20 protein-coding genes are annotated in these 24,709 nt (G+C 57.7%); 8 read left to right on the top strand and 12 right to left on the bottom strand.

Annotation, left to right across the window (positions count from 1 at the left end):
* Positions 1 to 51: 51 nt before the first annotated feature.
* Genes AMK05_RS24795 through AMK05_RS24770 form a run of 6 tightly spaced genes read right to left on the bottom strand, consistent with a single transcriptional unit; the run spans position 52 to position 5,595 of the window.
* On the bottom strand, positions 52 to 1,281 hold the full coding sequence (locus tag AMK05_RS24795; RefSeq protein ID WP_064841955.1) for a DegT/DnrJ/EryC1/StrS family aminotransferase: 1,230 nt from the start codon (positions 1,279 to 1,281) through the stop codon (positions 52 to 54).
* Positions 1,278 to 2,249 carry an NAD-dependent epimerase/dehydratase family protein gene (locus AMK05_RS24790; protein ID WP_064841954.1) on the bottom strand — a complete coding sequence of 324 codons (972 nt, stop codon included), beginning with the start codon at positions 2,247 to 2,249 and terminating at the stop codon, positions 1,278 to 1,280. The genes AMK05_RS24795 and AMK05_RS24790 overlap by 4 nt, the downstream gene beginning before the upstream one ends.
* Positions 2,246 to 2,965, bottom strand: a complete 720-nt coding sequence (locus AMK05_RS24785; protein ID WP_064841953.1) for an acyltransferase — start codon at positions 2,963 to 2,965, stop codon at positions 2,246 to 2,248. Before AMK05_RS24785 ends, AMK05_RS24790 begins: the two co-directional genes overlap by 4 nt.
* On the bottom strand, positions 2,955 to 4,058 hold the full coding sequence (locus AMK05_RS24780; RefSeq protein WP_064841952.1) for a DegT/DnrJ/EryC1/StrS family aminotransferase: 1,104 nt from the start codon (positions 4,056 to 4,058) through the stop codon (positions 2,955 to 2,957). Before AMK05_RS24780 ends, AMK05_RS24785 begins: the two co-directional genes overlap by 11 nt.
* On the bottom strand, positions 4,055 to 5,092 hold the full coding sequence (locus AMK05_RS24775) for a Gfo/Idh/MocA family protein (RefSeq protein ID WP_064841951.1): 1,038 nt from the start codon (positions 5,090 to 5,092) through the stop codon (positions 4,055 to 4,057). Before AMK05_RS24775 ends, AMK05_RS24780 begins: the two co-directional genes overlap by 4 nt.
* Positions 5,089 to 5,595 carry an acyltransferase gene (locus AMK05_RS24770; protein WP_064841950.1) on the bottom strand — a complete coding sequence of 169 codons (507 nt, stop codon included), beginning with the start codon at positions 5,593 to 5,595 and terminating at the stop codon, positions 5,089 to 5,091. The genes AMK05_RS24775 and AMK05_RS24770 overlap by 4 nt, the downstream gene beginning before the upstream one ends.
* A 562-nt stretch (positions 5,596 to 6,157) precedes the next feature.
* Between AMK05_RS24770 and AMK05_RS24765 the strand changes: the two genes are divergently transcribed.
* The gene (locus AMK05_RS24765) at positions 6,158 to 6,913 is read left to right on the top strand and encodes a response regulator transcription factor (protein WP_064841949.1); all 756 of its coding nucleotides are present in this window, start codon (positions 6,158 to 6,160) and stop codon (positions 6,911 to 6,913) included.
* Between the two features lie 218 nt (positions 6,914 to 7,131).
* Here AMK05_RS24765 and AMK05_RS24760 read toward each other — a convergent pair whose 3' ends face one another.
* The 6 genes from AMK05_RS24760 to AMK05_RS24735 all read right to left on the bottom strand — a co-directional run bounded on the left by AMK05_RS24760 (position 7,132) and on the right by AMK05_RS24735 (position 16,407).
* Positions 7,132 to 8,961, bottom strand: a complete 1,830-nt coding sequence (locus tag AMK05_RS24760) for a glycosyltransferase (protein ID WP_064841948.1) — start codon at positions 8,959 to 8,961, stop codon at positions 7,132 to 7,134.
* A gap of 4 nt (positions 8,962 to 8,965) precedes the next feature.
* A complete protein-coding gene (locus tag AMK05_RS24755; RefSeq protein ID WP_064841947.1) occupies positions 8,966 to 10,009 on the bottom strand; it encodes a UDP-glucuronic acid decarboxylase family protein in 1,044 nt (347 codons plus the stop codon).
* A gap of 45 nt (positions 10,010 to 10,054) precedes the next feature.
* Positions 10,055 to 11,548 (bottom strand): sugar transferase, encoded by a 1,494-nt coding sequence (locus AMK05_RS24750; RefSeq protein ID WP_064841946.1) that lies wholly within the window; start codon positions 11,546 to 11,548, stop codon positions 10,055 to 10,057.
* A gap of 15 nt (positions 11,549 to 11,563) precedes the next feature.
* Positions 11,564 to 12,421 carry a WecB/TagA/CpsF family glycosyltransferase gene (locus tag AMK05_RS24745; RefSeq protein WP_064842306.1) on the bottom strand — a complete coding sequence of 286 codons (858 nt, stop codon included), beginning with the start codon at positions 12,419 to 12,421 and terminating at the stop codon, positions 11,564 to 11,566.
* A gap of 546 nt (positions 12,422 to 12,967) precedes the next feature.
* Positions 12,968 to 15,091, bottom strand: coding sequence for a right-handed parallel beta-helix repeat-containing protein (locus AMK05_RS24740; RefSeq protein WP_064841945.1), 2,124 nt, complete (start codon positions 15,089 to 15,091; stop codon positions 12,968 to 12,970).
* Positions 15,088 to 16,407: an O-antigen ligase family protein gene (locus AMK05_RS24735; RefSeq protein ID WP_064841944.1), complete on the bottom strand. Its 1,320-nt coding sequence runs from the start codon at positions 16,405 to 16,407 to the stop codon at positions 15,088 to 15,090. The genes AMK05_RS24740 and AMK05_RS24735 overlap by 4 nt, the downstream gene beginning before the upstream one ends.
* Positions 16,408 to 16,804: 397 nt before the next feature.
* On the opposite strand from AMK05_RS24735, the gene AMK05_RS33620 reads away from it, so the two are divergent.
* The 7 genes from AMK05_RS33620 (at position 16,805) to fcl (ending at position 24,687) form a co-directional block, all read left to right on the top strand.
* The gene (locus AMK05_RS33620) at positions 16,805 to 17,029 is read left to right on the top strand and encodes a hypothetical protein (protein ID WP_082935743.1); all 225 of its coding nucleotides are present in this window, start codon (positions 16,805 to 16,807) and stop codon (positions 17,027 to 17,029) included.
* Between the two features lie 9 nt (positions 17,030 to 17,038).
* Entirely contained in the window at positions 17,039 to 17,989 is a 951-nt protein-coding gene (locus AMK05_RS24730) for a glycosyltransferase family 2 protein (protein ID WP_064841943.1), read from the top strand.
* On the top strand, positions 17,986 to 19,086 hold the full coding sequence (locus tag AMK05_RS24725) for a glycosyltransferase family 4 protein (protein WP_064841942.1): 1,101 nt from the start codon (positions 17,986 to 17,988) through the stop codon (positions 19,084 to 19,086). Before AMK05_RS24730 ends, AMK05_RS24725 begins: the two co-directional genes overlap by 4 nt.
* On the top strand, positions 19,080 to 20,222 hold the full coding sequence (locus AMK05_RS24720) for a glycosyltransferase (RefSeq protein WP_064841941.1): 1,143 nt from the start codon (positions 19,080 to 19,082) through the stop codon (positions 20,220 to 20,222). The genes AMK05_RS24725 and AMK05_RS24720 overlap by 7 nt, the downstream gene beginning before the upstream one ends.
* Positions 20,219 to 22,423: a GumC family protein gene (locus tag AMK05_RS24715; RefSeq protein WP_064841940.1), complete on the top strand. Its 2,205-nt coding sequence runs from the start codon at positions 20,219 to 20,221 to the stop codon at positions 22,421 to 22,423. The genes AMK05_RS24720 and AMK05_RS24715 overlap by 4 nt, the downstream gene beginning before the upstream one ends.
* Before the next feature lie 97 nt (positions 22,424 to 22,520).
* Positions 22,521 to 23,624, top strand: a complete 1,104-nt coding sequence (gene gmd / locus AMK05_RS24710; RefSeq protein ID WP_064841939.1) for a GDP-mannose 4,6-dehydratase — start codon at positions 22,521 to 22,523, stop codon at positions 23,622 to 23,624.
* Positions 23,617 to 24,687, top strand: coding sequence for a GDP-L-fucose synthase (gene fcl / locus AMK05_RS24705; protein ID WP_064841938.1), 1,071 nt, complete (start codon positions 23,617 to 23,619; stop codon positions 24,685 to 24,687). The genes gmd and fcl overlap by 8 nt, the downstream gene beginning before the upstream one ends.
* Positions 24,688 to 24,709 lie beyond the last annotated feature (22 nt).

Here is a 24,709-nt window from a genome sequence, read left to right as displayed (position 1 = left end):
GATACGCGCATTGTTCATTTTGCTGCTTTGTTACGTCAGGCAAATGCGGGTTCAGGCGACAGCGACATCCCTGGCCCGTTGCACGCTGACGGCTTCGACGGTCGCGTCCGCAAGGGCTGCGCGAAGTGCCTCGACAACCCGATCCATGTCAGACACCGTCATCTGGGCATAAAGCGGCAGGATGATCGTTTGCTGCTGCGCAGATACGCTTCGCGTCAGGCTCGTGGCGGCGCGGTAGGAGCGCTCGGCTGAATAGGCTCCCTCCAGATGAATGTTCATCACACCGCGCCGGGTCGATATGCCCTGATCGAGCAGGGTCTGCATGACCGCCCGCTGGTCGACCGTATCGGGCAATCTCACGCAGAAGCTCTGCCAGTTGCTGCGAGCCCAGCGCGGTTCGGCCGGCAGAGAAAGCCCGGCAATCGTCTGCAGACGTTCGCAATATTGCTCGGCAAGCAGCCTGCGCTGCGCAACCAACTCCGGCAGCCGCCGCAACTGCTCGCGCCCGACGGCCGCCTGAAGATCGGTCATCCGGTAATTGTAACCCAACTCGTCATAGTCTTCGAAGATGACTTGCTTCGAGCCGTGACGAACGGCATCGGTGACGCTCATGCCGTGCTGGCGCCAGAGCCGGAATTTCCGGTCATATTCGGGATTGGCCGTCGTCAGCATGCCGCCATCGCCCGTCGTGACGACCTTCCTGGGGTGGAAGGAGAAGCACGCTATGTCGCCATGCGCTTTGCCGATCTTTTCCCAACGCCCGTCCCACAGGATTTCACTTCCCGTCGCACAGGCTGCATCCTCGATCACCGGTATCTGATGGCGCTTGCCGACCTCCACGATGGCGCGGAGATCGCACGGCATGCCGAGCTGATGCACGCAGAGAATTGCCTTCGTGCGGGGCGTGATCGCCCTTTCGATCAGACCGGCTTCGATGTTGTAGCCATCTTCTTCTATATCGACGAAAACGGGCACCGCATCGCAGTATCGAACCGCGTTTGCGGTCGCGATGAAAGAATGACTGACCGTGACGACTTCATCGCCCGCCGATACACCGACCGCCTTCAGCGCCAGATGCAACGCCGTTGTGCAGTTGGACATGGCGCAAGCATGCGCGGCGCCGACAAAGGCAGCGAATTCGCGCTCGAAAGCCGCGACCTCCGGCCCCTGCGTCACCCATCCCGACAGAATAACGCGGCGCGCAGCCTCGGCTTCCTCCTCTCCGAGGACGGGTTTGGCGACCGGGATTGTCGCCGGAATTGTAGATTGAGATGAACTCATGCTGCCTGCCCCCCTGCGTCGGTCTGCATTTGCCACCAGGCAACGAGATCACGAAGCCCTTGCTCCATGGAGATCTCCGCCTTGAAGCCGAGGAGCCGCTCGGCCTTGCTGATATCGGCAAGTCGGCGAGTTACGCCGTTGACCGTGCGGGCCTCCTTGTGCTGCGGCTCAAGTGAAGAACCCATAATGTCGCTCAGCATCTTGGCGAGTTCCAGCAGGCTTATTTCCGTGCCGCTCGCAACGTTGAACACTTCGTCCGTGACATCGCTTTTCGCAGCCAAGATGTTTGCGCGGGCGATGTCGCGTGCATCGACAAAGTCCATCGTCTGGCTACCGTCCCCATAGATGAGAGGCGGCATTCCCGCCACCAGACGCTCCATCCAACGGATCAGAACTTCGGTATAGGCGCCGTAAACGTCCATTCGTGGCCCGTAAACGTTGAAATAACGCAGCGCGACATAGCGCAGGCCATACATTTCCGCAAAGCTGCGCAGCAAACCCTCGTTGAACGTCTTGGCAGCGCCGTAAATCGTCCGGTTATTGTAGGGGTGATGCTGCTCGGTCGTCGGGAAACTTTCGGCGAGTCCCAGAACGGAAGCCGAGGAAGCAGCGACCACCTTCGAGACACCTGCCTTGACGGCAGATTCGAGAACGTTGAACGTGCCCTCCGCAAGGACGTCAAAGGCCAGTCGTGGCTCTTCCGCACATTGCGTGATGCGAATGGCGGCCTGATGAAACACGACGTCGACGCCTTCGAAGACTTTTGCCAGAAGTGCTCTGTCGCGGATATCTCCCTCGACGATGTTAACGAGCCCACTGGCTATTGCCGTGCTGAGATTATCCCTGCGTCCGCGCACGAAGTTGTCGAGGATGATGATCTCACGCGGTTTTTCCAATGCGACGAGATCGGCAATATGCGACCCGATCAGTCCGGCTCCGCCGGTAATGAGCACCCGTTGATTTCTCACGATCTTCCTCCATGCGATATATCAAGCACAGGATCGGCTTCCGTGCGCCAGCGTATGAACTTCGCCGGCACACCGGCGACAACTGAAAACGGCTCGACATCCGAGACGACAACGGCGCCCGCACCGACGATCGCGCCTTTCCCGATGGTCACACCGGGCAGGATTGTGGCGTTGGTGCCGATGTCGGCCCATGCGCCGATACGGACCGGCTTGATTTCAAGATCCGTGCGAATGATCGGCACATCCACCGGCAGTGCCGTGTGGGTCGAGCCAAGCACCTTGGCGCCAGGTCCCCACCCGACAGAATCCTCGATCACCAGATCGCGAGCGTCGAAATAGGCCATCGGCCCGATCCAGACATTGTCGCCGATCGTGCATCGGCCGTCGAAACGTCCCTGGATATAGGCCTGAGCACCGATGAACACGCCATTGCCGATGTCGAACGTCTCCGGATGTTTGAAGCCGGCGCCGCCTGCGACCTGCAATCCCGTGCCGCAGCTCCGCGTGATCGCTTGCCAGATGGCCTTGCGCATCAGGGTGTCGACGACACCATCCCCCGTCGCGAAGCGCCCGTAGAGTTCGATCAGGCCGGCGCGCCCATAGGATTGTCTGAGCTCTTCGGCTAGCCCGGCCTGGTAGGCAGGATCTGCCGGCCTTACATGACGGCCGTGGACCGCCGGCACGATCCGGGCCCCGCCCGTAGGATTAGTCGACATAGGCGTATTCCAGCGCTGCGGCCACCTGATCGACGTGCCACGCGGGCATCTCGGGATAGATCGGAAGCGACAGCACCTCCCGTGCGGCGGCTTCCGAGACAGGGAAATCGCCGGCCTTGTAACCGAGGTCGGCATGAGCCTTCTGCAGGTGAACGGGGATCGGATAGTGCAGCCCGGATTGAATGCCCTCCGCGCTCAACACGCGCTGAAGCTCGTCGCGATCGCGGCTTCTGATGGCATAGACGTGGTAGACGTGGCGCCGGTCGGCTTTCTCGACGGGCGTCGTCAAATGCGCCGCCCCCCCAAGCAGCAAGGAGTAGCGGCGGCCATGGGCGCGCCGCGCCTCGGTCCAGGCTTCGAGATGCCGGAGCTTGATGCGCAGGATCGCGCCTTGAATGGCATCCATACGGTAGTTGAAGCCCTTCAGCAGATGGTGATAACGCTGTTCCTGACCCCAGTCGCGCAGCATGCGCATCGTCTTGGCCTGATCGTCGCTGTTGGTGACGACGATACCCCCCTCGCCGCAGGCGCCGAGGTTCTTGCCGGGATAGAAGCTGAAGCAGCCGGATTCGCCGATGCTGCCGGCGCGGGCGCCTTTGTATTGCGCCCCGTGCGCCTGGCAGGCGTCCTCGATGACCGGTATCCGGTAGTGGTCGGCAATCGTCTTGATCGCGTCCATATCGGCCATCTGACCGTAGAGATGGACGGGAACAATGGCCTTGGTTCGGGGTGTGATCTTTGCCTCGAGCTGCGCCGGATCCATGGTGAGCGTCACGGGCTCGACATCGACGAATACCGGTCGTGCACCTGCGTAGCAGATCGCCGATACGGTGGCGACGAAGGTAAACGGCACGGTGATGACTTCATCGCCGGGGCCGACGCCTGCCGCAAGCAGCGACAGATGCAGGGCACTCGTCCCGGTGTTGACGGCTATCGCATGTTTGACGTTGCAATAGTCCGCGAATTCCTGCTCAAGGCGGGCGACCTCCTCGCCCAGTATATATTGCCCCGAGGCCAGCACGCCGAGTACGGCGGCGTCGATTTCGCTCTTGATGGAATTATATTGTGCTTTGAGGTCGAGGAACGGGATCATGCAATGAGCCTCGCCTCTTCGAGTTCGATGATGCGACCGCGCTGGGCGAGCGACCGGCTTGCGGCTTCAAGGATGCGAACGACACGCAGCCCGGCCTGGCCGTCGGTAATCGGCCGCGTATTTTGCTCGATGCAATCGACGAACTGATCCAGCTCGCGTTTCAAAGCCTCGGTCATATCAAGCTTGGGCGCCCACATGTCGCCGCTGCGATAGCCGACCATCATCTGATGCACCTTCTCCCCGTAGGCCTGGGAATTCGGGTTCAGCGTGATGCCCTTGTCGTAAACCTTGATCTTTTCGCTAGGCTCCAGATCATCGTAGACGACCATCTTGTTGCTGCCGCCGATCAGTGTGCGGCGCACCTTGACCGGCGCCAGCCAGTTGACGTGGATGTGGGCGATGAGCTTGCTTTCGAAAAACAGCGTCAGATAGGCGATGTTCTCCGGCTCGCCGAGCACATGGCTCATGCCCGTCGCAGAAACAGCCACCGGTCTTTCCTGCACGACGTGGTCCAGGATGGACAGGTCATGCACCGCGAGGTCCCAGATGACGCTGACATCGTGCTGGAAGAGCCCCAGATTGACCCGCACCGAGTCGTAGTAATACATGTCGCCCAAGCCGCTTTCGACCAGCTCGCGCATCTTGCGGACGGCGCCGGTGTGGACGAAGGTATGATCCACGGCCAGCACCAGGCGTCTGCGCGCGGCCTCCTCGACCATCCGCGCTGCTTCCTCCGTCGTCGATGCCATCGGCTTTTCGACGAAGACATGCTTTCCGGCCATCATCGCCTGCATTGCGAGCTTGAAATGCGTCGAGACCGGCGTTGCGATGGCGATCGCATCCACTCCCGGATCGCGCAGAACCTCCTCGAAATTGTCGGTGATCGTTACCGCGGGATACCGGCTTTTCACAGCCGCCAACCGTTCGACATTCAGATCACAGACTGAAAGGAGCTGCGCGCCGGCCGCTTCCGAAATGTTACGAACCAGGTTCGGACCCCAATACCCATACCCAACAACAGCAATGCCGATCATCGCATTCCTCCCAACGCTTGCATGTCAACTGACCGGTCATGAACGCGACCGGTGATTCTCGCCGGAACGCCGGCAACAATGGCGCCGTCAGGCACATCCTTCGTTACAACCGCGCCGGCGCCGACTTGGGCGGCCACTCCGATGGTCACGCCAGGCAGAATGGTGGCGTTGCTGCCGATCGACGCATGGCGCTTGACCAGAGTGGGGATGACGACCCAGTCCGCCTCCGTCTGCAGACTGCCGTCCGAATTGACGGCGCGCGGATAGGTATCATTGGTGAACATGACCCCGTGGCCGATAAAGACGCCGTCTTCCAGCGTCACGCCTTCACAGAGGAAGGAATGGCTGGAGATCTTGCAGTCTTTTCCGACGAGGACGTTTTTCTGGATTTCAACGAAGGTGCCGATGCGTGTTCCGGCGCCGATTGTACAGCCGTAGAGATTCACAAGATCTCGATGGTGGATTACGCAGCCGTCACCCAGGTTGACGTTCGATGCAATCATCCCAACTCGCCCCCTACTCTTCAACAACCCTGATGTGGGTGAAACCGGCAATCGCAAGAATGGATCCAAGATTTCGTTTCATCAGAGCAAATATTTCTTCCCCTTCAAAAAGAATTGTTTTCTTCTTCTGAGTAAAGAAACAAAACGGTGAAGCTCATTCACCTAAAGGCGTATCTGCTTACGAAAATTGGATGACGATCGCATGCGAACGTCTGTGCCATCGATCATCAGCAGCGACAGGTCACGCGCCGATCGATCCTGGTCCTCCACGCCGAGGACGGGCATAGTTTACATGGGTTTAGCGAGCTAGAATGAATATATGTAGCAACTTCATCGATCGACATACAAATGAATTAGACACATGCTGATCAGTTTCAACGATGTAACCATTTGTATCTCTCTATGGAACTTATGTGTTGGGGTAACCACTATTAATTAGTTTAACATCCTCGGAACTGTGGTATTAAATTAGCACTTCTGGTAATTAAACTCCGATATTCACAGAGGAGTTTGATGTTCGACTTTGAAGTACCGCGTAAAAAAAGGCTGGGAGGATAGGGCTTTGGATACAATAAATATAAACCACAGGCAGGAAAACGTATCTCTTCCGTTGGAGATGGAAGAGAGTTCGACGGCGTTTGCCCGACCGTCAAAGTCAAAGCACTCACTTGTCATTCTCGACAAGAGGGAACTCGATCGGCACTGCCTTGCGCAATGCATGGCCGCCCATACGGCAGATTTCGCGATTCTGGCGTTCGGATCGATTGAAGAGTGGAAGCAGAAGCGCGAAGAATATCCTCCGCTTTCGGCAATACTCCTGAACGTCGGCGGCAAGACGGTCGACGACCCTGCCGTTTCGGAGCAGATCAAGAGCCTTTCGTCGGAATTCGTGTCGACACCGGTCATTATTTTGTCTGATAGTGACGACTTCGCTCAGATCGTCAGGGCGATCGACTACGGCGCCAAGGGTTACATACCTGCCAGCGTCAGCATCAGCGTCTGCATGGAGCTGATTGCGCTCTCGGTAGCAGGAGGGCTTTTCGTGCCCGCAAGCGCCCTGTTCGCCATGCGTCACTTGCTGCAGTCGAACAACCCGACAGCGCACCCGCTAGCCGGGATATTCACCGATCGCCAGGCCGAAGTCGTAGCGGCACTGCGGCGCGGCAAGGCGAACAAGATCATTGCCTATGAGCTCAATCTGCGGGAAAGCACCGTCAAGGTGCATGTCCGCAATATCATGAAAAAGGTCAAGGCAACGAACAGGACAGAGGTTGTGTTCAAGCTTAACGACTTGTTCCAAAGTACTGTTCCGGCATGAGCGTGAATAACACGTCGTGCTGACACGGTTGTGTCGGCAAGTTATTTCTTCACTACACAGCCGGGTTCGCTTTAACTTCTCGTCGGTGGCCGCGTCGTAAGTCGGCCACCGACGCAGCCGGTCTCGTGCCCCGGCACCTCTTGGGGCAGCCGCCCAAATCTGCGGAAATTGTGATGAGCGCCTTCGGTTGTTAAGGTCTCGCATACATGTGGCAATTGCTAACGTCCAAACGTAGGCTTGGAGAGCACCATTCGGATCCTGCGCAACTTACCTCTTTGGGAGCGGGGAACCAGACCGCGCGCAAGGCGCCCAAGATATTCGAACTCCGGCAGGGGCGGCACGTTCGGTCTCAACTTGTTCAGACGCATTTTGATCAATAGCGCATCAATGCCCAGATAAAATCGCGCGCGCCAACCAAGATTAAGTTTGACGCGTGAAGCTGCCTCACGCTCGCGCGTTTTCTTCACGGGAAGTGGCACATAACGAAGAGCGCTAGCAAGATCTGACTTTTGACAACGCTCAAGAATATCGGCAACCCATAAAAGCCATTCATGATCGTCCCGCTTAGGAAGCTGGTGAATGCTTTTTCGATCACTGGATTGCCGCTCCGGGACAGGCCGATTGCTTTCTCGACACAGTTGTTCGAGCATAAGACACACGCGCCTGAGTTCCTCATGGGACAGAGTTGGATAAAAGTGGCGCAGCCTCCGCGCCTGCTCAAGGTTCCCTTTGCAGACTAAAGCAAGGAGAAAATATGCCCATTCGACTGGATCCGGGTCGGTCGCTCCATAGTCGATCGTCGTAATCTTGACTAAGTTCGCCAAAAGGTCATAGGCGCGATCAGCTTCGCCGTCACGCAACGCGCAGATGGCAAGACGGAGTTTGGCTTCGGGCAGGTAAGACACATAGTCGAGGCAGCGGACATAAAAGTTCTTGGCCTCCTCAACCCTGCCCTGCTCAAGACACAAATCGCCCTGCTTCAACAAAGCGCGATCGCCCGCCTCACCAACGACGTGGATGCTCCCTCTCTGTGAGATACGTTCGACCTTTATTAGATCGGCGAACGGCCCCGGCTGGACGATTTTTTCACCGGGTTTTAGGCTTCTGTTCAAAATGAACCATTGATATATTTGCGCTCTGTGGTTCAGCGTGTGACGCGAGTGGACCAAATTGTAGCCGGCTGTCGCGATACGATTTATATCGTCGGGATTAGCAAAGAGGTATTCTAGTCGTTCAACCACATTGTGCTGGTCGGCAAAGACGCAGTTTTCCATGTCGGAAAAGCCAGCGGCCTCAACCGCTGGCGTTCGTTCCGTCAAAAGACAGGCGTTTGCCCCGGGGATCTCGAAGTGCTTCCGCACGACCTCGCCTCCCGCGGTGCCACACGTGGGGACCACGAAGCTCGCATTGAGAACGCGCGCATAGGCTTCTCCCGACAACAACTGGGAGGCAAGCTTGCTCTCATAGGTGTGTTGCGGCGAGACCAGGCAGGGATAGCGGTCGCGGATTATTGGAAAGACATTCTGGCGCCAAGGGTAAAGGCCATAGACTTGGCCCGTGAGCGTGACCGGTATTATCTTCCGCTGCCCATAGTCGTGATAGACTTCGGGGTCGACGAAGTTTGGCCAGACGAATAAACTATCCTTGAGCTCCGGCATGTATTCAGGAGTCATGGTTCCAATAGAGAAATATGTCTCGATGCCCCACTGCTCCATGTCGGAAAGGAAGCCGCTGCGCCGGTCGCACCATGGATCGGCGTTGTGAAGACCAAGCTTCGGAACTTGGGCATTGGTGTTCCTGATTTTTATCCGCTGCGACCCGTGGGACCGGTAGCCGCTTTCAAACAGCGTCAGATCCGGTTCGTATCGATCGCATATTTCTGCATAATCACAGTCGCGGTTTATAACGATTACATCGAAGTGCGTTGCGAGGCATTTGACCTGCTGCTGCATGTGCAGCAGCAGATAACCAGCAGCGCTAGCATTGGGCTGATGGTCCCACTGGAAGAATACCAGCCTTGGTTTGCGCTGATCGACGATCTTGTCCATTTGCCTATCGTGTGATTTCCTGAACAGGAAGGCCGATGGCCGGGGTTGCCGGATAAGTGTATGCCGTCGGCGAAGGTCGGACTCCCGACGTGCTCTTGGCTCCGCCAGAAAGCTTCCACTCGAAATACGCGATCGTTTTCTCGAGTCCCTCCCGCAGGTTCACCGTCGGCTGCCAGCCCAGTTCCTGCGTTGCGCGGCGGATGTCGGGCTTGCGCTGGGTCGGATCGTCAATCGGCAGAGGATTGTAAACGATGCTTGATTTCGACCCCGTCATCTCAATGACCATTTCGGCGAGTTCCCGGACCTGGAATTCTCCCGGATTACCGAGATTGATCGGACCCGTAACGCCGGCCGGCGCACCCATCAGGCGGATGAAGCCCTCGATCAGATCGTCCACATAACAGAAGGAGCGCGTCTGCGTGCCGTTGCCGAAGATGGTGATCGGTTCGTTTTGAAGCGCCTGAACGATGAAGTTCGAGACGACGCGGCCGTCATTGGTCTGCATGCGCGGCCCATAAGTATTGAAGATCCGTGCCACCCGGATTTCCACGCCGTATTGACGATGATAGTCGAAGAACAATGTTTCGGCACACCGCTTGCCTTCGTCGTAACATGCCCGCGGCCCTATGGTATTGACGCTGCCTCGATATTCCTCGGGTTGAGGGTGGACTGCCGGATCACCGTAAACTTCGCTGGTGGAGGCCTGGAAGATCTTCGCCTTGGTGCGCTTTGCCAAGCCGAGCATATTGATGGCTCCGTGCACATTGGTCTTCACGGTCTGCACGGGATCGTGCTGATAGTGGACCGGAGATGCCGGGCAGGCGAGGTTGTAGATCTCGTCGACCTCCACATACAGCGGGAAGGTGATGTCGTGGCGAAGAATTTCAAAACGTGGGTCGTCGAGAAGGTGCAGCACATTGTCGCGCGAACCGGTATAGTAATTGTCCACGCAGAGAACGTCATTACCCTCTCGCAAAAGCCTTTCGCACAGGAATGATCCCAGAAACCCGGTGCCGCCGGTAACCATTATTCGCTTGTATCCGTGCATTGGTGTGCTCCGTTGTTGATGATTGCCTCGTGGAAGCGAGGATGGTCAGCAGGCTCCCCTGCGCTTGAAGACCGCAGGGATTGTGCCGAGAAGAATTTGGCAGTCGAACCACAGGGACCGATTGTCGATGTAGAACTCGTCGAGTTGCTGCTGCAGCTCGATATCCGCATCGCTTCGTTCGGATATTTGCCAAAGGCCCGTGAGCCCCGGCGTGACGGAACGGCGCTTGTCCCGAAATTCGCCGTCCATCGCAGAAAGGTGATATTCCGGGAATGGGCGCGGTCCCACGAAGGCCATCTCGCCCGCAATGATGTTCGCCAATTGCGGGAGCTCATCGATGCTCGAAGAGCGCAGCATATGCCCTATGATCGGAAGAACGCGCGGATCCTCCTTGAGCTTAAAGTGGCTCAACCACTCGGCGCGCATCGCCGGGTTCTCTCGGAATAGGGCTTCAAGGCGCTGTTCCGCATCCTGGTACATCGTCCTCAATTTCAGGACGTGCACCGGCTTGCCGGACCGTCCTTCCCTGGCATGCCGGAAGAAGACGGGGCCCGGATCGATGGCATAGATTGCAGCCGCTGCGATCGCGATGAATGGCGCGACCACGATCGTTGCAGGGATGGCGATTGCCAGATCGAGGAATCGGCGAACCGGATCCGAGTTGATCGAACTCACTCTGGTGGTGAGGCGAATGCCGATCTCCCCGCCGATATCCGCAGGTCGCAATCCACTTACCTTGAAGTTCGGCGTGTCGGACAGCAAAATGACTTCGGCAAACTTCCGACGCATCGCCGGTAAGTCGGACGCCAGCGAGCCTGTGTCGCCTGCAATCACGGCTACGCATGGCCCGCCATCGGGAAATGCTTCCAAACTATCGGGAAAAAAGGGCTCCGGTTTGATGCCGTACTGCCAGTGTTCGTTGAAATGGGCCACGAGCGCGGAAGCAAGATTGCGCCCCCCTATGACAACCGCGCGCTCCCCCCAAATTCCAAGTCTCCAGCAAAGGCCTCGCACAAGCCAATGCACAAATGGCTGCACAATCAGCCCGAGACCGAGGAACACAAGAATGGCAAGTAGCAGCGGTTCCCCCGCCGGCAGGATAATTGCTCCGAATACCGCCAGGACTGCCGCTTTGACGGCAGCTTTAGTGCGCCGCCGCAGATGTTCGTGGTCATGCAGCCGATATCCAGGATAGAGGCCGGCCGATGCGTAAAGAACAATCGCAGCCAGTGCGGCGACCGTGAACGCACGTTCCACAATCGTGCCCTCAGAAACACTGGGAAGAATGGACAGGAGAATAAAATAGGTCATCAAGTAGCTTGCTATGTCGCCGGCGACCAGGAGGGACGACGTTGCAAGCCGGGGAAGCCGGCGCTGTAGTGCGACGGGCATGGTCAGCCCTGCCCGTACGAAAGCATCGGCGGTCTTGGCTGCTATGGGCGGCACGGACCCTGTCGGAATCGCCCGCGATGTCATGTCATTTGATGTGGATGCCTTCGACGGACCCGGTGTCATCGCTGACGGCATAAATAAGGACATGACGCTTTTACTCCCCTACTGCATTTGTCCCGACGCACTCGATCCGGAAACGCCGTCTTCGATGGGAAACTTCCGAAGTCCCAGTCTCTGGAATGCCGTCAATGAGATGAAGGCCGGCACGACGAGCGCATAGCGTCGCCACAGCCGTCGCGGCTCGCACAGAAGACGAAACGCCCATTCGAAGCCGCTTCTTTGAATGAACCTCGGAGCCTGCCGCTTCAGGCCGGCATGGAAATCGAACGCAGCTCCGACACCGATCAGCATCGAAGCGTCCAGACGATCGCGCATGCGCGCCATCCAGAGTTCCTGTTTGGGACTGCTCAGCCCGACCCAGACGATATCGGCGCCCGAGCGATTGAGCCGGTCGGCAATATCCGCTTCCTCCCGCGTCGACAGTTTGCGAAAAGGCGGCGCATAAGAGCCGACGATCCGCGCTTGCGGAAATTTTGCGAGAAGGCGCGCCTGCAGTTGTTCGAGCGTTTCAGCCGTTGCGCCATAAAGGAAGTGGCGCAAGCCGTTGGCGCCGCCGGCATCGAAAACGGACAACATGAGATCCGGTCCATAGACTCTGTCGCTTTCCGTATGACCAGCATGTCTCAGCGCCCAAACAAGCGGCATGCCGTCGGGGGTTACGAGGAACGCCTGGTTATGTATCGACCGGAGTTCGGGATCGTCCTGACATCGGACGATGCCGTGTGCATCGCGAACGCAGACATATCCCTTCCTGCCGTCTTCGATCGCTTTTTGAATACATCCAGTCGCGCTTTTGAGATTGACGGCCGAAACGCGAACACCCAGGACATTGGTCCATCCAAAAGAGCCCTCCGGACGAAGAACTGAAGTTGGGCTGCTGCCTGCTGGTTGTTTTCTCATGACCTGCGCTTTCGCGACTGAAACTGTCATCAGAATATCTCGGCAAGTCGATTGCCTCCATACTTGCCGCTCCAGCTATTGGACGTAGAAGAGACTTCATATTTACGTCTTACGCCGGGATGACGTACGATATTCGAAGTAAGTCTCCGTACCCCTTGGCTGGCTATGTTGCTCTTTTTGATGACCGCAGCGCCGCAGACGATATCCGCCCTCGGCGGCAAAGCCGGGGAGGATCGCGCTCTATCCAGGATCAGAATGAAGTCCCGCCAGTAATTGAAGGTTGGACCGAAAACGCATCTCAAGGGCCGGCAAAGAACCTGCCTGAGATGGGGCGGCGCGTACGAGCGGGCGAGGCGATCATGCGCGGATCGAAAATGCCGGCAAATGCCGACGCTGGTTGACAGGAGCCAGTAGATCTTCAAAGCGATCTGGCTGTGGCTTCGGCTGACGCCCAAGGGCCTTCAGGTTGCGATCGATCATTCGCGGATCGGCAAGATCGCTGCGGACTTTTTCGCGGTAGAAGACCGCTCGTCTCGGCGACTTTTGTTAGTCGGGCGCGGCCACGCTTCCGGTGTCCGCTCCAGCCTTCTGAAGATCTCTTAGGCTGCCAAACTCTCCCGAACGCATAATCCTCGGATCTATTCGGAAGCTCTTGTTGTTCAAGTTGCCGCTGTAGCGGTTGCGCGCGAATTGCACAAATCCAATCCCAAGATCGGAAGCGTTGACATACGCGACAATGCCGCCGTCACTGTCAACCGATACAACATTCTCCTCAATACGATTAGGGCGTGCCCATGGCGGACGCCAACCCCTGCCGGTACCGTCATCGACGCGAAAGGCCGCGCCCGACCCGTGCGTGATGACGTTTCCCACCACCAGGTTGCTCCAGCCGCCGTTGATACCGATCGCCGCGACATTGCCCGTGAGCGTATTCCCTTCGATACGCAGCCCGCTCGCCTTCCCATCCGTATAGATCGCCCAGCTGATCGGAGACGGCCATTCGCTGGTATTCTCATATCCGGGAGGCCAGAACGTTCCATCGGCCCTGTTCATCAGATGACCGGTCCCGGTCACGAGATTGGAGCGGATGGTGCTGTTCAAAGGGTCGGCCTGCTCGCCCATCATCTTGATGGCGCCGCCATCCGCCGTCTGCTGATTGGCATTGTGGACCGCATTGTGCTCGATGACGGCGTTATAGACGGCGTCATTGGAACCCCACAGCGAACCGCCGGCGATTCCGAACTGCGCCGTGTTTTCGATCAGGTTGTCGGCGATCCTGACATTGTCAGCCGCCTGGAACCATATTCCGGCTGTTTCAATGTAGACCTTTCCGATATCATGGATATGGTTTGAAAGGATCCGGGCGCCGTTCGACTTGCCGAACGTGCCATAATTTGTGCCGACGTAGATCCCGTTGCCAGCCACGTCAGCAATCACATTGCCGGCAATCAACGCATCCTTGCTTTCCGTCACATGGACCCCGACGCCGACGTTCTCGATCGTGTTGCCGACAATCTTGACGCCGTCAGCGTGTTCGATTCTTATGGCGCCAAATCCTCTGGTCTCCGTATAGAATTTGCCGCTGCCTTCGGGGGCTCCATCTCTCAACTCGAGCCCTGAAATAACCATCCCATTGGCGCCGTCCAACTTGAAGAATGTCGGCAGAATCCCGGCAACAACGACGGAATCGGATAAGGCCTGATCGACAGGGATATAATAAAGCTGACCTAGGGCCGCGTCGTGCCACCACTCTCCGGGAGCATCGAGCAAGGCTTTGGCTCCGGTCAGGAAATAGCGGCTGCCTTCTGCGGTAAAGAAATAGTCTGTGCCTTTCGTATGGACCGTCCGGCCTGCGCTATCGATGGATACGACAGGAAGCGTATCATTGCCCCACTGGCTTCCAGGCTGATACCCTCCAACGATGTTCACGAACAGGCCACTTGTATCATCTATTGCCGGAAGGTCGCCGGCATGGAAACAGAAGCGCATGTTTGCTTCCCGCGCGTCGATGGCAGGCTCGCACCTTGCGGCAAACAACCATCCCTTGCGTGGATCGCCATCAGCGGGGGCGTTGGGAAATCGAGCCCTCGTTTGGCGGACCCCATTGACGAAAAGGTCACCGACCCCTTCATCCGCCGGTAATTTCAGTGGCGCCGTCCACCGACCGTCGGTCTGCCGCGCAAAGTTGCGCACGCGTTGCCCCCCATGCAAAATCGGCGCTTCATTGCACCTCGCTGTGAGGATCAAGCCCGTATCGCGGCCGTCAAAGATGACGGGCTGAGTAAGGTAGTAATCACCTTTACCCAGCGCGATAGTATTGGCGCCGCCTTTCTCGCGGGCAGCATCACGGGCTCTGTCAATGCTGGCGAAAGGGCCGTCGCCACCCTCCTGATTTGCGGTCGGAAGAAGGCCACTCCAGGTATCATTGCCATCGGGAGAAACGTAAAATATCGTCCGTGCGCCCGTGCTGCCGTTCAATACGTCGCTTAAGGAAGTCCCGTTCAACTTGGCTGCCAACGTCGCGGAAGCTTCCGCGCACGTCGCCTCCCTGACAAGCGTCTGAAGGTGTTCCGGCGCATCTATCTCAGTCCAGACCGAGGCCGAATTACCGGACTGCGGAAAGAGCATCACAGGCAAGATGCTCAGGATCAGTCCAGAACGTCGTCTCATGATGTCTGCAACCCGCTCGTAAGACCACGCGCGGGCGCCCGCCAAGGTGGCGAATGGCTCATCGAAACGACGGGCGCGTACAGCGAAAACATGATGATGGCCGTGGTAAACAGGATGAAAATGGCGTCATTCTGAACGAAAAAAATACTTTCGGTCAGATTCATCACCAGAATCATGATCGTAAGGACATTGAGCCAGAGCCACCCATACTGCGGATCATGACATTGCAGGAACCCGCCCTGTCTGATTGCATAGGGAACCATCAGAACAAACGGAACCATTCCCATGATTCCAAAGCTCAACAAGATATCGCGGTATCCGTTATGCGCGTGGGGCGCCGCCCATCCGAGCTTGAACCACATATGCGTCGCTTCTGGATTCTCGACCGTCCAGAAAGCCTGGTAACCATAGCCAAGCAACCAACGGTCGGATATTTCGCGATCAACCAGCTCCCACAACGGCACCCGACCGGTCAATGTCGCGTCCTTGCCAAGCGCTTCAAGGGCCGGAACCAGGAATTCATGCAGCGAAATCAGAATGCCGAGAGACAGCTGAACGAAAAACAGGACCATGACGACGCGGCCAATGCTGCTGCTTCTTTGCAGCAGGGAATAAAAGCCAATCAGGCAATACGCCACTGATGTTGCAATGATCGCCGTCATCGATCCTGAGCTTGCAAGGCAGATTACACCCGCCGCTAACAATATAAATGCGGTTCGCCGCAGGCCGAGCGCGCCGTCGATCAGCACGGCCGTCGCCACCAGGATCATCAGAGCCGCATACCAACCCAGGACGTTCTTGTGAATGAAGACGCCCCGCATCGCACCATCCGGCATACTGGCGAGACTTGGTGACACCACTGATATAACCACGCTGAGACCGATACAGGCGCCCAGGGTTACAAATAGCAGGAACAGCAGCTGCCTCGGCGTGAAACGTATCGCCAGGACGTAGGAAAGAAGCACGCAAAACAAAAGGCCGATCGCGCGCCTCAAGGTCGTCGGCGGCGCTATTGACCACAGGGTAGACAAAAACGGCAAAGCAAGCATGAGGGGAACTAGCAGATTTCGCCTGAGCGCCGTTATAAACTGCGGAAAATTGCGTATCAGGATCACGGCTGTAAATACATACACAGGAAAGCAAGGAAGACGCAGTATAGATTTGGCAGATTCGCTGAGCGTTCCGTCCGCATCGGCCAGCATAAGAGGCAAAAAAGCGCCTGCCTGAAAAAAAAGGGATATGCCGGCGCCCCAGCATTCTATGACCCGCCAACTGATGGTTGGCCCGCTGGCGGTTCTAAGCCTATCTACTCTCATTATCCGTCCCGACTGATTTGAACAGACAAGCGGCCGTTGATCGCGGCAGATCAAAAAAAACAGGTGTCGCCTTCGTGGCGCGCGCTGCTCTCAAGCAATCATCCAGCCCCATCCGCGGTCAACCTGTCCTAGTGAAGGGTGGGCTACGCCTAATGCACCCTCACTCCACCCAAAGGCGGTGTTGCGCCTAAGCTTTCAGCCGGCATTTACCCAAAAGACGGGCCTTCATGTCCGCCAATTGCCCTTAAGAGCAGATGTTGCGCTTGTCCGTTCATCGGTACCGTGGCGAAGAATGTCTTATGGAGCGTGGTGGGGTAAGCCGCGGCTCCACTGCAATGAGGCAACAATTCTGACAGAGACTTTCTCTGCAGTCGAAGCCTGGAAGGTTAGGATTGCTATGTTCCTGCGTTATGATCCTAGTTCTCTATGCAACACGACGGGCGCTCTACTCGTCGTGGCGTTGTCAGCGGCGATCTTATCGGCTCTGCGCGAGATGCGGTTCGGCCGACACGCTATTTTAAATATCAACATCACCGATGCTCCAAACCGCAATGGCTGCGGAAAGGTCGGCTTCCTTAGCAACTTTGCGCTGCGTAGCGGTGCATCGCGGCAACCCGCCTGAGAGCGCGTCATGGAGCGGCCGCCCCTCAGTGTCCTCATCAATAATTACAACTACGCCCGCTTTGTCGGGCGGGCTATCGACAGCGTGTTGAGCCAAGACGCACGCAACGTCGAGATCATCGTCGTTGATGACGGCTCGACCGATCAGTCGCGGTCTGTTCTGCAGGCGTATGACAGCCGCGTAAAGGTGATCTTTCAGGAGAACGCAGGACAGGCGGCTGCGATCAATACCGCAGTCGGATCAAGCTCGGGCGAGATCCTCTGTTTTCTGGATGCCGACGACTGGTGGGCGCCGGGCAAGCTGTCGGCGACGGCTGCAGCGTTCCGTGCCAATCCCCGAGCATCGCTGGTCTATCACCGCCTGCAACCGACGCTTGTTGATGGCACGCCAACGTCCAAGCCGATTCCTCGAACCCTGTGTTCGGGCGCTTTGTCGTCGCGGCTCGCCAGATCGGCTGGTTGGTGGCCTTTTCCGATGACGTCAGCCGTCGCGGTACGGCGAAGCGCATGGGATGCTGCGGGCAGCATTCCAGAACAGTTCCGGATATCGGCCGATGCTTGGCTGGTGGGGATCTACCCGTTTCTGGGGGACGTGATTGCCATGCCGGATCCCCTTGGATTCTACCGCATCCACAATAACAACTGGTATCGCTCGACCGAGGATGCCTCGACGCTAAGGAGGCGGATGACGCACTGGCGGCATACCGTTGAGGCAACCAACCTGTTTCTTTCAGCCCATGAACTGCCAGCAAGGCTGCATCTGGCGGATCATTACCCCTACCGCGTCGCGTCGGCGAAGCTACACGGCGCCGATGCTCTCAGCCGGTTCAAGCTTGCCGTCGGGGGCCTCTTCTTTGCCGGTGAACCGAACCTGCTCAGGCGGACGCGCGACAGTTTGCGCTCGGCGTACCGCCTGTCACGGCTCGGTCTTGATGTAGGCTTGTCGGAGGCAGCGAAATGAAGGCGCTGTTATTGGTTTCCGAACTGGAAGACTATACCATCTCCTTCGCTAGCGGCGTTGCCCGGCACCTGGACGTCGTGCTTGCCGTGCCGCGAAGGCGGTATGCACATCTCGCCTCTTCCTTCGATCCGGCCGTTGACCTGCACCTTCTGGACTGGCCGAGACACCGTTCTCTCTCCAATCCCTGGTTTCTCTACCAGCTTACGCGGCTGATCCGGCGGGAACGGCCGAACCTCATTCATCTCCTCAGCAATTCCACACTTTGGCTGAACCTCGCCGTGCCGTTCTGGCGTCCGATCCCGCTTGTGACGACCATCCATGACGTGGAAATCCATCCCGGCGATTCCGACACGCGTACGCTGCCCGACTGGGCTCCGGAATTGATAGTGAAACAATCCGGACATCTTGTCGTCCACGGTGAGGGACTGAAGCGGCTGGTCCTCGATCGATATTCAAAATCACCGGACTGTGTCCATGTCCTGTCGCATCCCGCCATCCTTCGCTATGCGGAACTCGCCCGGCAACGGAAAATGACGCCGCGGCCAGCGGATGGAACCATCCGCGTCCTGCTCTTCGGCCGGATTTTTGCCTACAAGGGCCTGGAACATCTGATCCGGGCCGAAGCGATGCTCAAGGACGCGCTTCCCAACCTGCGCATCACGGTCGCAGGCCGTGGCGACGACCCGCGGATATTCCAGCCGCTCATGGGCGATGCCGGCCGCTACGATATTCGCAACCGTTTCATCGAGGATGCGGAGGTCGCCCAGCTTTTCCTCGACACTGATATTGTTGTGCTTCCCTATACGGAAGCATCCCAAAGCGGCGTGCTCAACCTTGCAGCCGCGTTTGGCAAACCGGTCATCGTTACGGATGTCGGCGAGTTGGGTGGCACCGTTCAGCCTAACGGGTTGGGAATGGTGGTCCCTCCCGGAAATGCCAAAGAGCTCGCGGCAGCCATCAGGACATTGGCAGACAACGGCGCGCTTAGAAACAGGTTCGGTGCCAACGCGCTCGAATGGGCCAAAGGACCGAATTCGCCTGAACGGGTCGGCGGCCAGGCCGCGGCCGTTTATAGGGAGGTTGTGGGGTCATGCTGATGGACGCCCTCACGGACAGAAATCGGCTGGCGGCACGGAGCGCGGCTAGCGTCCGCCACTATGTTCCGGGCGGCTGCGAGAACGGCGGCGGCATTGGCAGGTTGGTCGGCTATATAACGGAGACGGCGAAAGAGACCGGCACGAAACATTTCGTCACCGATACGAGAGGGTCTCGATGGTCCAAATGGACGTCGCCGGCGCGCCTCATCGGCGCCATCCTGACGATGGCAAAGGACCGGATCGTTGCACCCGAGCGCATTCACCATATCCATATCGCCGGCCGCGGCAGCACGTCGCGAAAACTGATCCTGACCGAGGCTGCCCGATTGTTCGGGTGCTGCCACATGTTGCACCTTCACGACTACGACTACGCCGGCGACTTTGAGCAACGCTCGCCGCGCCAACAACGGCTCATACGTCGGATGTTTCAGAATGCCGATTGCGTTGTGGCGCTGGGCCGGCGCGATCAAATAACGCTGACGACACTTCTAGGCGTTGACGAGCGCCGCACGGTCATTGCCCATAATTGCGTCCCCGATCCCGGGGCGCACGATATTCGCGTCGGCCAGACACCGTTGATCGTTTTCCTTGGCCGGTTGAGCGAACGCAAGGGTGTCACCGAACTCCTGTTGGCCCTCAGCCACCCGGTCATGAGGGAACTCCAGTGGCGGGCCGTATTGGCAGGCGACGGACCTGTCGAGGATTATCGCCGTCAGGCTGACGCCATGACGTTGTCCGGTCTGGTAGAGATGCCCGGCTGGCTCGACGCCGGCGAGGCGCGAGCGCTCTGTGCGCGCGCAGATATTCTGGTCCTGCCTTCGCACGCCGAAGGTCTGGCAATGGCCGTGCTCGAAGGGCTGTCCCACGGGCTCGCCGTCGTCACCACACGTGTCGGGGCGCATGACGAAGTCATCACCGACGGCGAGACCGGCGTCTTCGTACCCGTCGGAGACCCGAATGCCCTGGCTGCAGCCCTGGCGAAACTGGTGACTGATCCGGAAACCTGCATCCGCCTCTCGGTCCAAGGGCGCACGCACTACCTCAACCATTTCAGCATGAGAGCCTATATGCGGTCGCTCGAGAAACTTTACGAAACCGTTTCCGCGAAAACTCAGGCAATGGTTGGCGCACGATGACGATTTCCACTCTTCCGCCAGACCGCAACCTTTCGATCTCGCCCATGCGCTATGATCCTCGCTTTCAGGTTGAGACCAAAGCAGACCGGTTCGATTTGGCCTCCATCTTCGGTCTCATCAGGCGAAGAATGATCATGATCATCGCAATAACCGTGCTACTCATGGTGCCCGCGGCGAGTATGATCTCCGGGTTGAAACCCACCTATCAGGCCTGGGCCCGATTGATTGTTCATCAGCCTCTCGCGACATCACTTGGTGCGGACGATATCAGCCGCGGTGATGCACTGGATGTGAAATCGGAGAACGAGCGACTTTTATCCAGGAGTATCTCGGAGCGGGTCGTCCGCGAAATGCAGCTCAACAAGCTGCCGGAGTTCAATCCGGCGCTGCGGAAGATCTCGTTCATAGAGAGAATCCGGGCGACGTTGCGAGGCCTGTTCGACGCCAGAAAACCCGCTTTGCCGGTGGGGGATGGCATCGAAGCCACCATGCCGGAATATTATCAGGCGCTTGGTGTGTGGCACGAAGACAAGAGTGAAGTTATACAGATCAGCTTCACTGCGAGTGATGCTGAACTCGCGGCCGCAGTTCCGAACCGGCTCGTCAACATTTACCTCGACGAGCGGAAGGGTAGTGTTCGTGCGCGCCTCGTCTCAGCGGAAGAATGGATCCGGCAGCGCATTACCGGACAGCAGACTCGCGCGGATATTGCTCGCGACGCTGCTCGGAACTACCAGGAATCGATGGACATCGTCTCGAAAGAGGACGCTCAGGATGAACGGATCAAAACACTCCTGGAACTCACCGGCCGCGAAGGCAAAATCGAGGAAAGCCGAGTTGAGGTAAAGGCGACGATTTCAGCGCTTGAAGCAACGGATAACGCATCGATTGCGGTGCAGAATATCATTGTCCCCGATAGCATCACCGCAAAGCAGCGCGATCTTCACGCACAAGAGCAAGATCTCACCCGTCTGCTTGAGACATATGACGGCAATGCCGAGGCCGTGGTGGATTTGCGCAGAAAGATCGAACAATCCCGTATTGATCTCGACCATGCGACCAAGCAATATCTTCTGGCAATGCGCGCCAAGCTCGCCGCCCTTGATCATGAAGCCAACGCAGTGCAATCCATCCTGGCTGTCGCTCAGGAAAAACGCACACGCGATGCCCTGGCCCAGACGGAATTGACGCGACTGCAGCGTATTGCCGAAAAGGAGCAAGCGTCACTCGACAAGCTCGAGGACCAGCGCCGTGACCTTGCCGCCAAAGCCATGTTGCCGGGTGCGGAACTGGAGGTTTTCTCACCGGCTTCGGTGCCGCTCGTGCCACAGGGGCGTGGACGGCTTTTCTATCTGGTGGCCACACTCATGGCTGTGATCTCGGCAGCCGTGACGACCGCTTTCATGATCGAGATGTGGGACCGGTCGGTTCGCAGTTTCGACCAGCTCGCTGGAATTGGGCGCACGATACCGGCTGGACTTATCCCGCGTCTGGCGCGGAGGGAAAATTCAAAGACGATATTCGCACATATGCCGGTACCGATGTTCGACGAAGCCATCCGTACCGTGATGCTTTCACTCAAGCAGTCCAATGGTGGCAAGTTGCCGAACAGTCTCGTCGTTACGTCGGCTCACAGCGGAGACGGCAAGTCGCTTGTTGCGCGATCGCTCGCTATGGAACTTGCCGCAGCTGCTATTCCGGTGCTGCTGGTCGATGGCGACCTTCGACGGGGAAAACTCGATACGTTTTTCAGATCGGGGCTAACCTACGGACTGAACGAGTTCCTCAATGGTCAGGCCGATTTCCGCGACATCGTCTACCACCATCCAAGCGGCATCGATTTCATTCCATCTGGGAAATTCAGTCTCCAGCGGCGCGTCCGTCCGAACGGCTTGGCAGAAATCATCGAGACGGCGGGCGCGGCCGGCCAGATTGTCATCTTCGACAGCGCGCCGGTGCTCGCCTCGACAGATACTGTGCATTTGACTGCCCTGGCGGAAAGAACACTGGCAATCGCTAGATGGGGAAAGACGAGCCGCCGCGCGGTCGAGTTCAGCCTGCAGCAAATGAAAAGCGCGCGGAATTCGGACATCGTTGTGGCGATCAACAGCGTCAACCCCGAAAAGCATGCACTGTATAATTTCAGTGACTCCGAGCTGTTTTCGAAATCCCTGATGAAATACTACAATTTCAAAGCATGAATACATCGATAACGAGGCTTATACGCTCAACATTCTTATTCGCGCAAACCACGCAGCATAAGTTTCTTTTGCATTAGTAACCAGAGTTGGAGGAACCATGGATACGGGAATGAGAGAGAACCGAAAAGTTGCGCTCATCACGGGCATAACAGGCCAGGACGGTGCGTATCTGGCCGAAATGCTCCTGGAGAAGGGCTATATCGTTCACGGCCTCAAGCGTCGCTCATCGTCCTTCAACACCAGTCGCATCGAGCATCTCTACGAGGATCCCCACAGCGAGAGCCCTCGCTTTATCCTGCATTTCGGCGACATGACCGATTCAACGAATCTCATCCGTGTCGTTCAGGAAACGCAGCCGGACGAGATTTACAATCTCGCCGCACAAAGCCACGTTCAAGTCTCTTTCGAGACGCCGGAATATACAGCAAACGCGGATGGAACCGGCACCCTTCGGCTGCTCGAAGCCATTCGCCTCCTGGGGCTGACCAAGAAGACCCGCTTCTATCAAGCGTCCACCTCGGAGCTCTACGGCAAGGTCCAGGAAGTCCCGCAGAGCGAAACGACGCCTTTTTACCCGCGATCCCCCTATGCGGCGGCCAAGCTCTACGCCTATTGGATTGTGGTCAATTATCGCGAGGCCTATGGCATGCACGCCTCGAACGGCATTTTGTTCAATCACGAAAGCCCGATCCGCGGCGAGACATTCGTGACGCGTAAAATCACCCGGGCGGCGGCGGCGATCCACCTTGGACTGCAGGAAAGGCTCTATCTCGGCAATCTGGATGCCAAGCGCGATTGGGGACATGCACGAGAATATGTCCGCGGCATGTGGCTGATGCTGCAACAGGACGAACCGGAGGACTATGTGCTTGCGACCGGCGAAACGCACTCGGTTCGCTCCTTTGTCGACAAGGCCTTTGCCAAGGTGGGCATGTCGATCGATTGGCGTGGGAGCGGGGTTGATGAAAAGGGATACGACAAGACATCCGGTCGATGTGTCGTGGAGATCGATCCCGCTTACTTCCGTCCGACTGAAGTCGATCTTCTGATCGGTGATCCGACGAAGGCGCACACCAAGCTTGGCTGGAAACATGAGACCAGTCTCGACCAGCTGGTTGCGGAGATGGTTCGCGAGGACCTGAAAGTCATGGCAAGAAACGTTCCGTCGGTCGGCGTCACCAAAGGGTTTGCTTATGCCTGAGGTGATCTACAGCCTTGCCGGAAAAAGGGTCTATGTCGCGGGCCACCGCGGCATGGTGGGCTCTGCGATCGTGCGGCGTCTCGCTTCCGAGGGCTGCGAGATTTTGACGGCCACCCGCGCCGAACTCGACCTCAGACGTCAAGACCAGGTGGAAGCCTGGATGAGCAGGAATCGTCCCGACGCGGTCTTCCTGGCTGCTGCGAGGGTCGGCGGCATTCTCGCGAACGCTACCTATCCGGCCGACTTCCTTTACGACAATCTGATTCTCCAAGCCAACGTCATCCACGCCGCCCATAAAGCTCACGTCGAAAAACTGATGTTTCTGGGTTCGTCCTGCATCTACCCGAAATTCGCCGACCAGCCGATCGTGGAGGACTCGCTTCTGACGGGATCGCTTGAGCCCACGAATGAATGGTATGCGATCGCCAAAATTGCCGGATTGAAGCTCTGTCATGCCTATCGCAAGCAGCACGGTAACGATTTCATCTCGGCTATGCCGACCAATCTTTATGGTCCGGAGGATAATTTTGACCTCGGCTCAAGCCATGTCATGCCGGCGCTCATACGCAAGGCGCATGAGGCCAAGATCAACCGGCAGCAGGAGATATGCATCTGGGGCACCGGCACGCCGCGGCGCGAATTCCTGCATGTTGACGATTGTGCCGACGCCTGCCTGCATCTCATGAAGACCTATTCCGCCGACAGTCATGTGAACGTGGGTTCCGGCGAAGACATTGCCATCCTCGAATTGGCACACCTCGTCTCCCAGGTCGTTGGCTTCGAAGGCAAGATCAAACGCGACCCCACCAAGCCGGATGGCACGCCACGTAAACTCTTGAACGTCGACAAGCTTCGCTCTCTCGGCTGGTCTCCCAAGATCGGTCTGAAGGAGGGCATCGCCGACGCCTACCGCTCCTTCCTGGATGGTCGTTATCTCGAACGCAGTAACGGGGCTACATCCAGCGACTTGACCGATCAAAACGACATCAGTTTCGAGAGAGCCGAGACTTCCGCGCTGCATGCGCCGCCGCTCTCTACGGTCGCACATCATCCTCGCGCATAGCGAACTTGCCCGAGGGATAAAA

Origin of the sequence: Rhizobium sp. N324, from assembly GCF_001664485.1 — a bacterium.
GTDB lineage: Bacteria > Pseudomonadota > Alphaproteobacteria > Rhizobiales > Rhizobiaceae > Rhizobium.
Note: the sequence above shows the minus strand (reverse complement) of the source record. Positions and strands in the feature narration are given on the sequence as shown.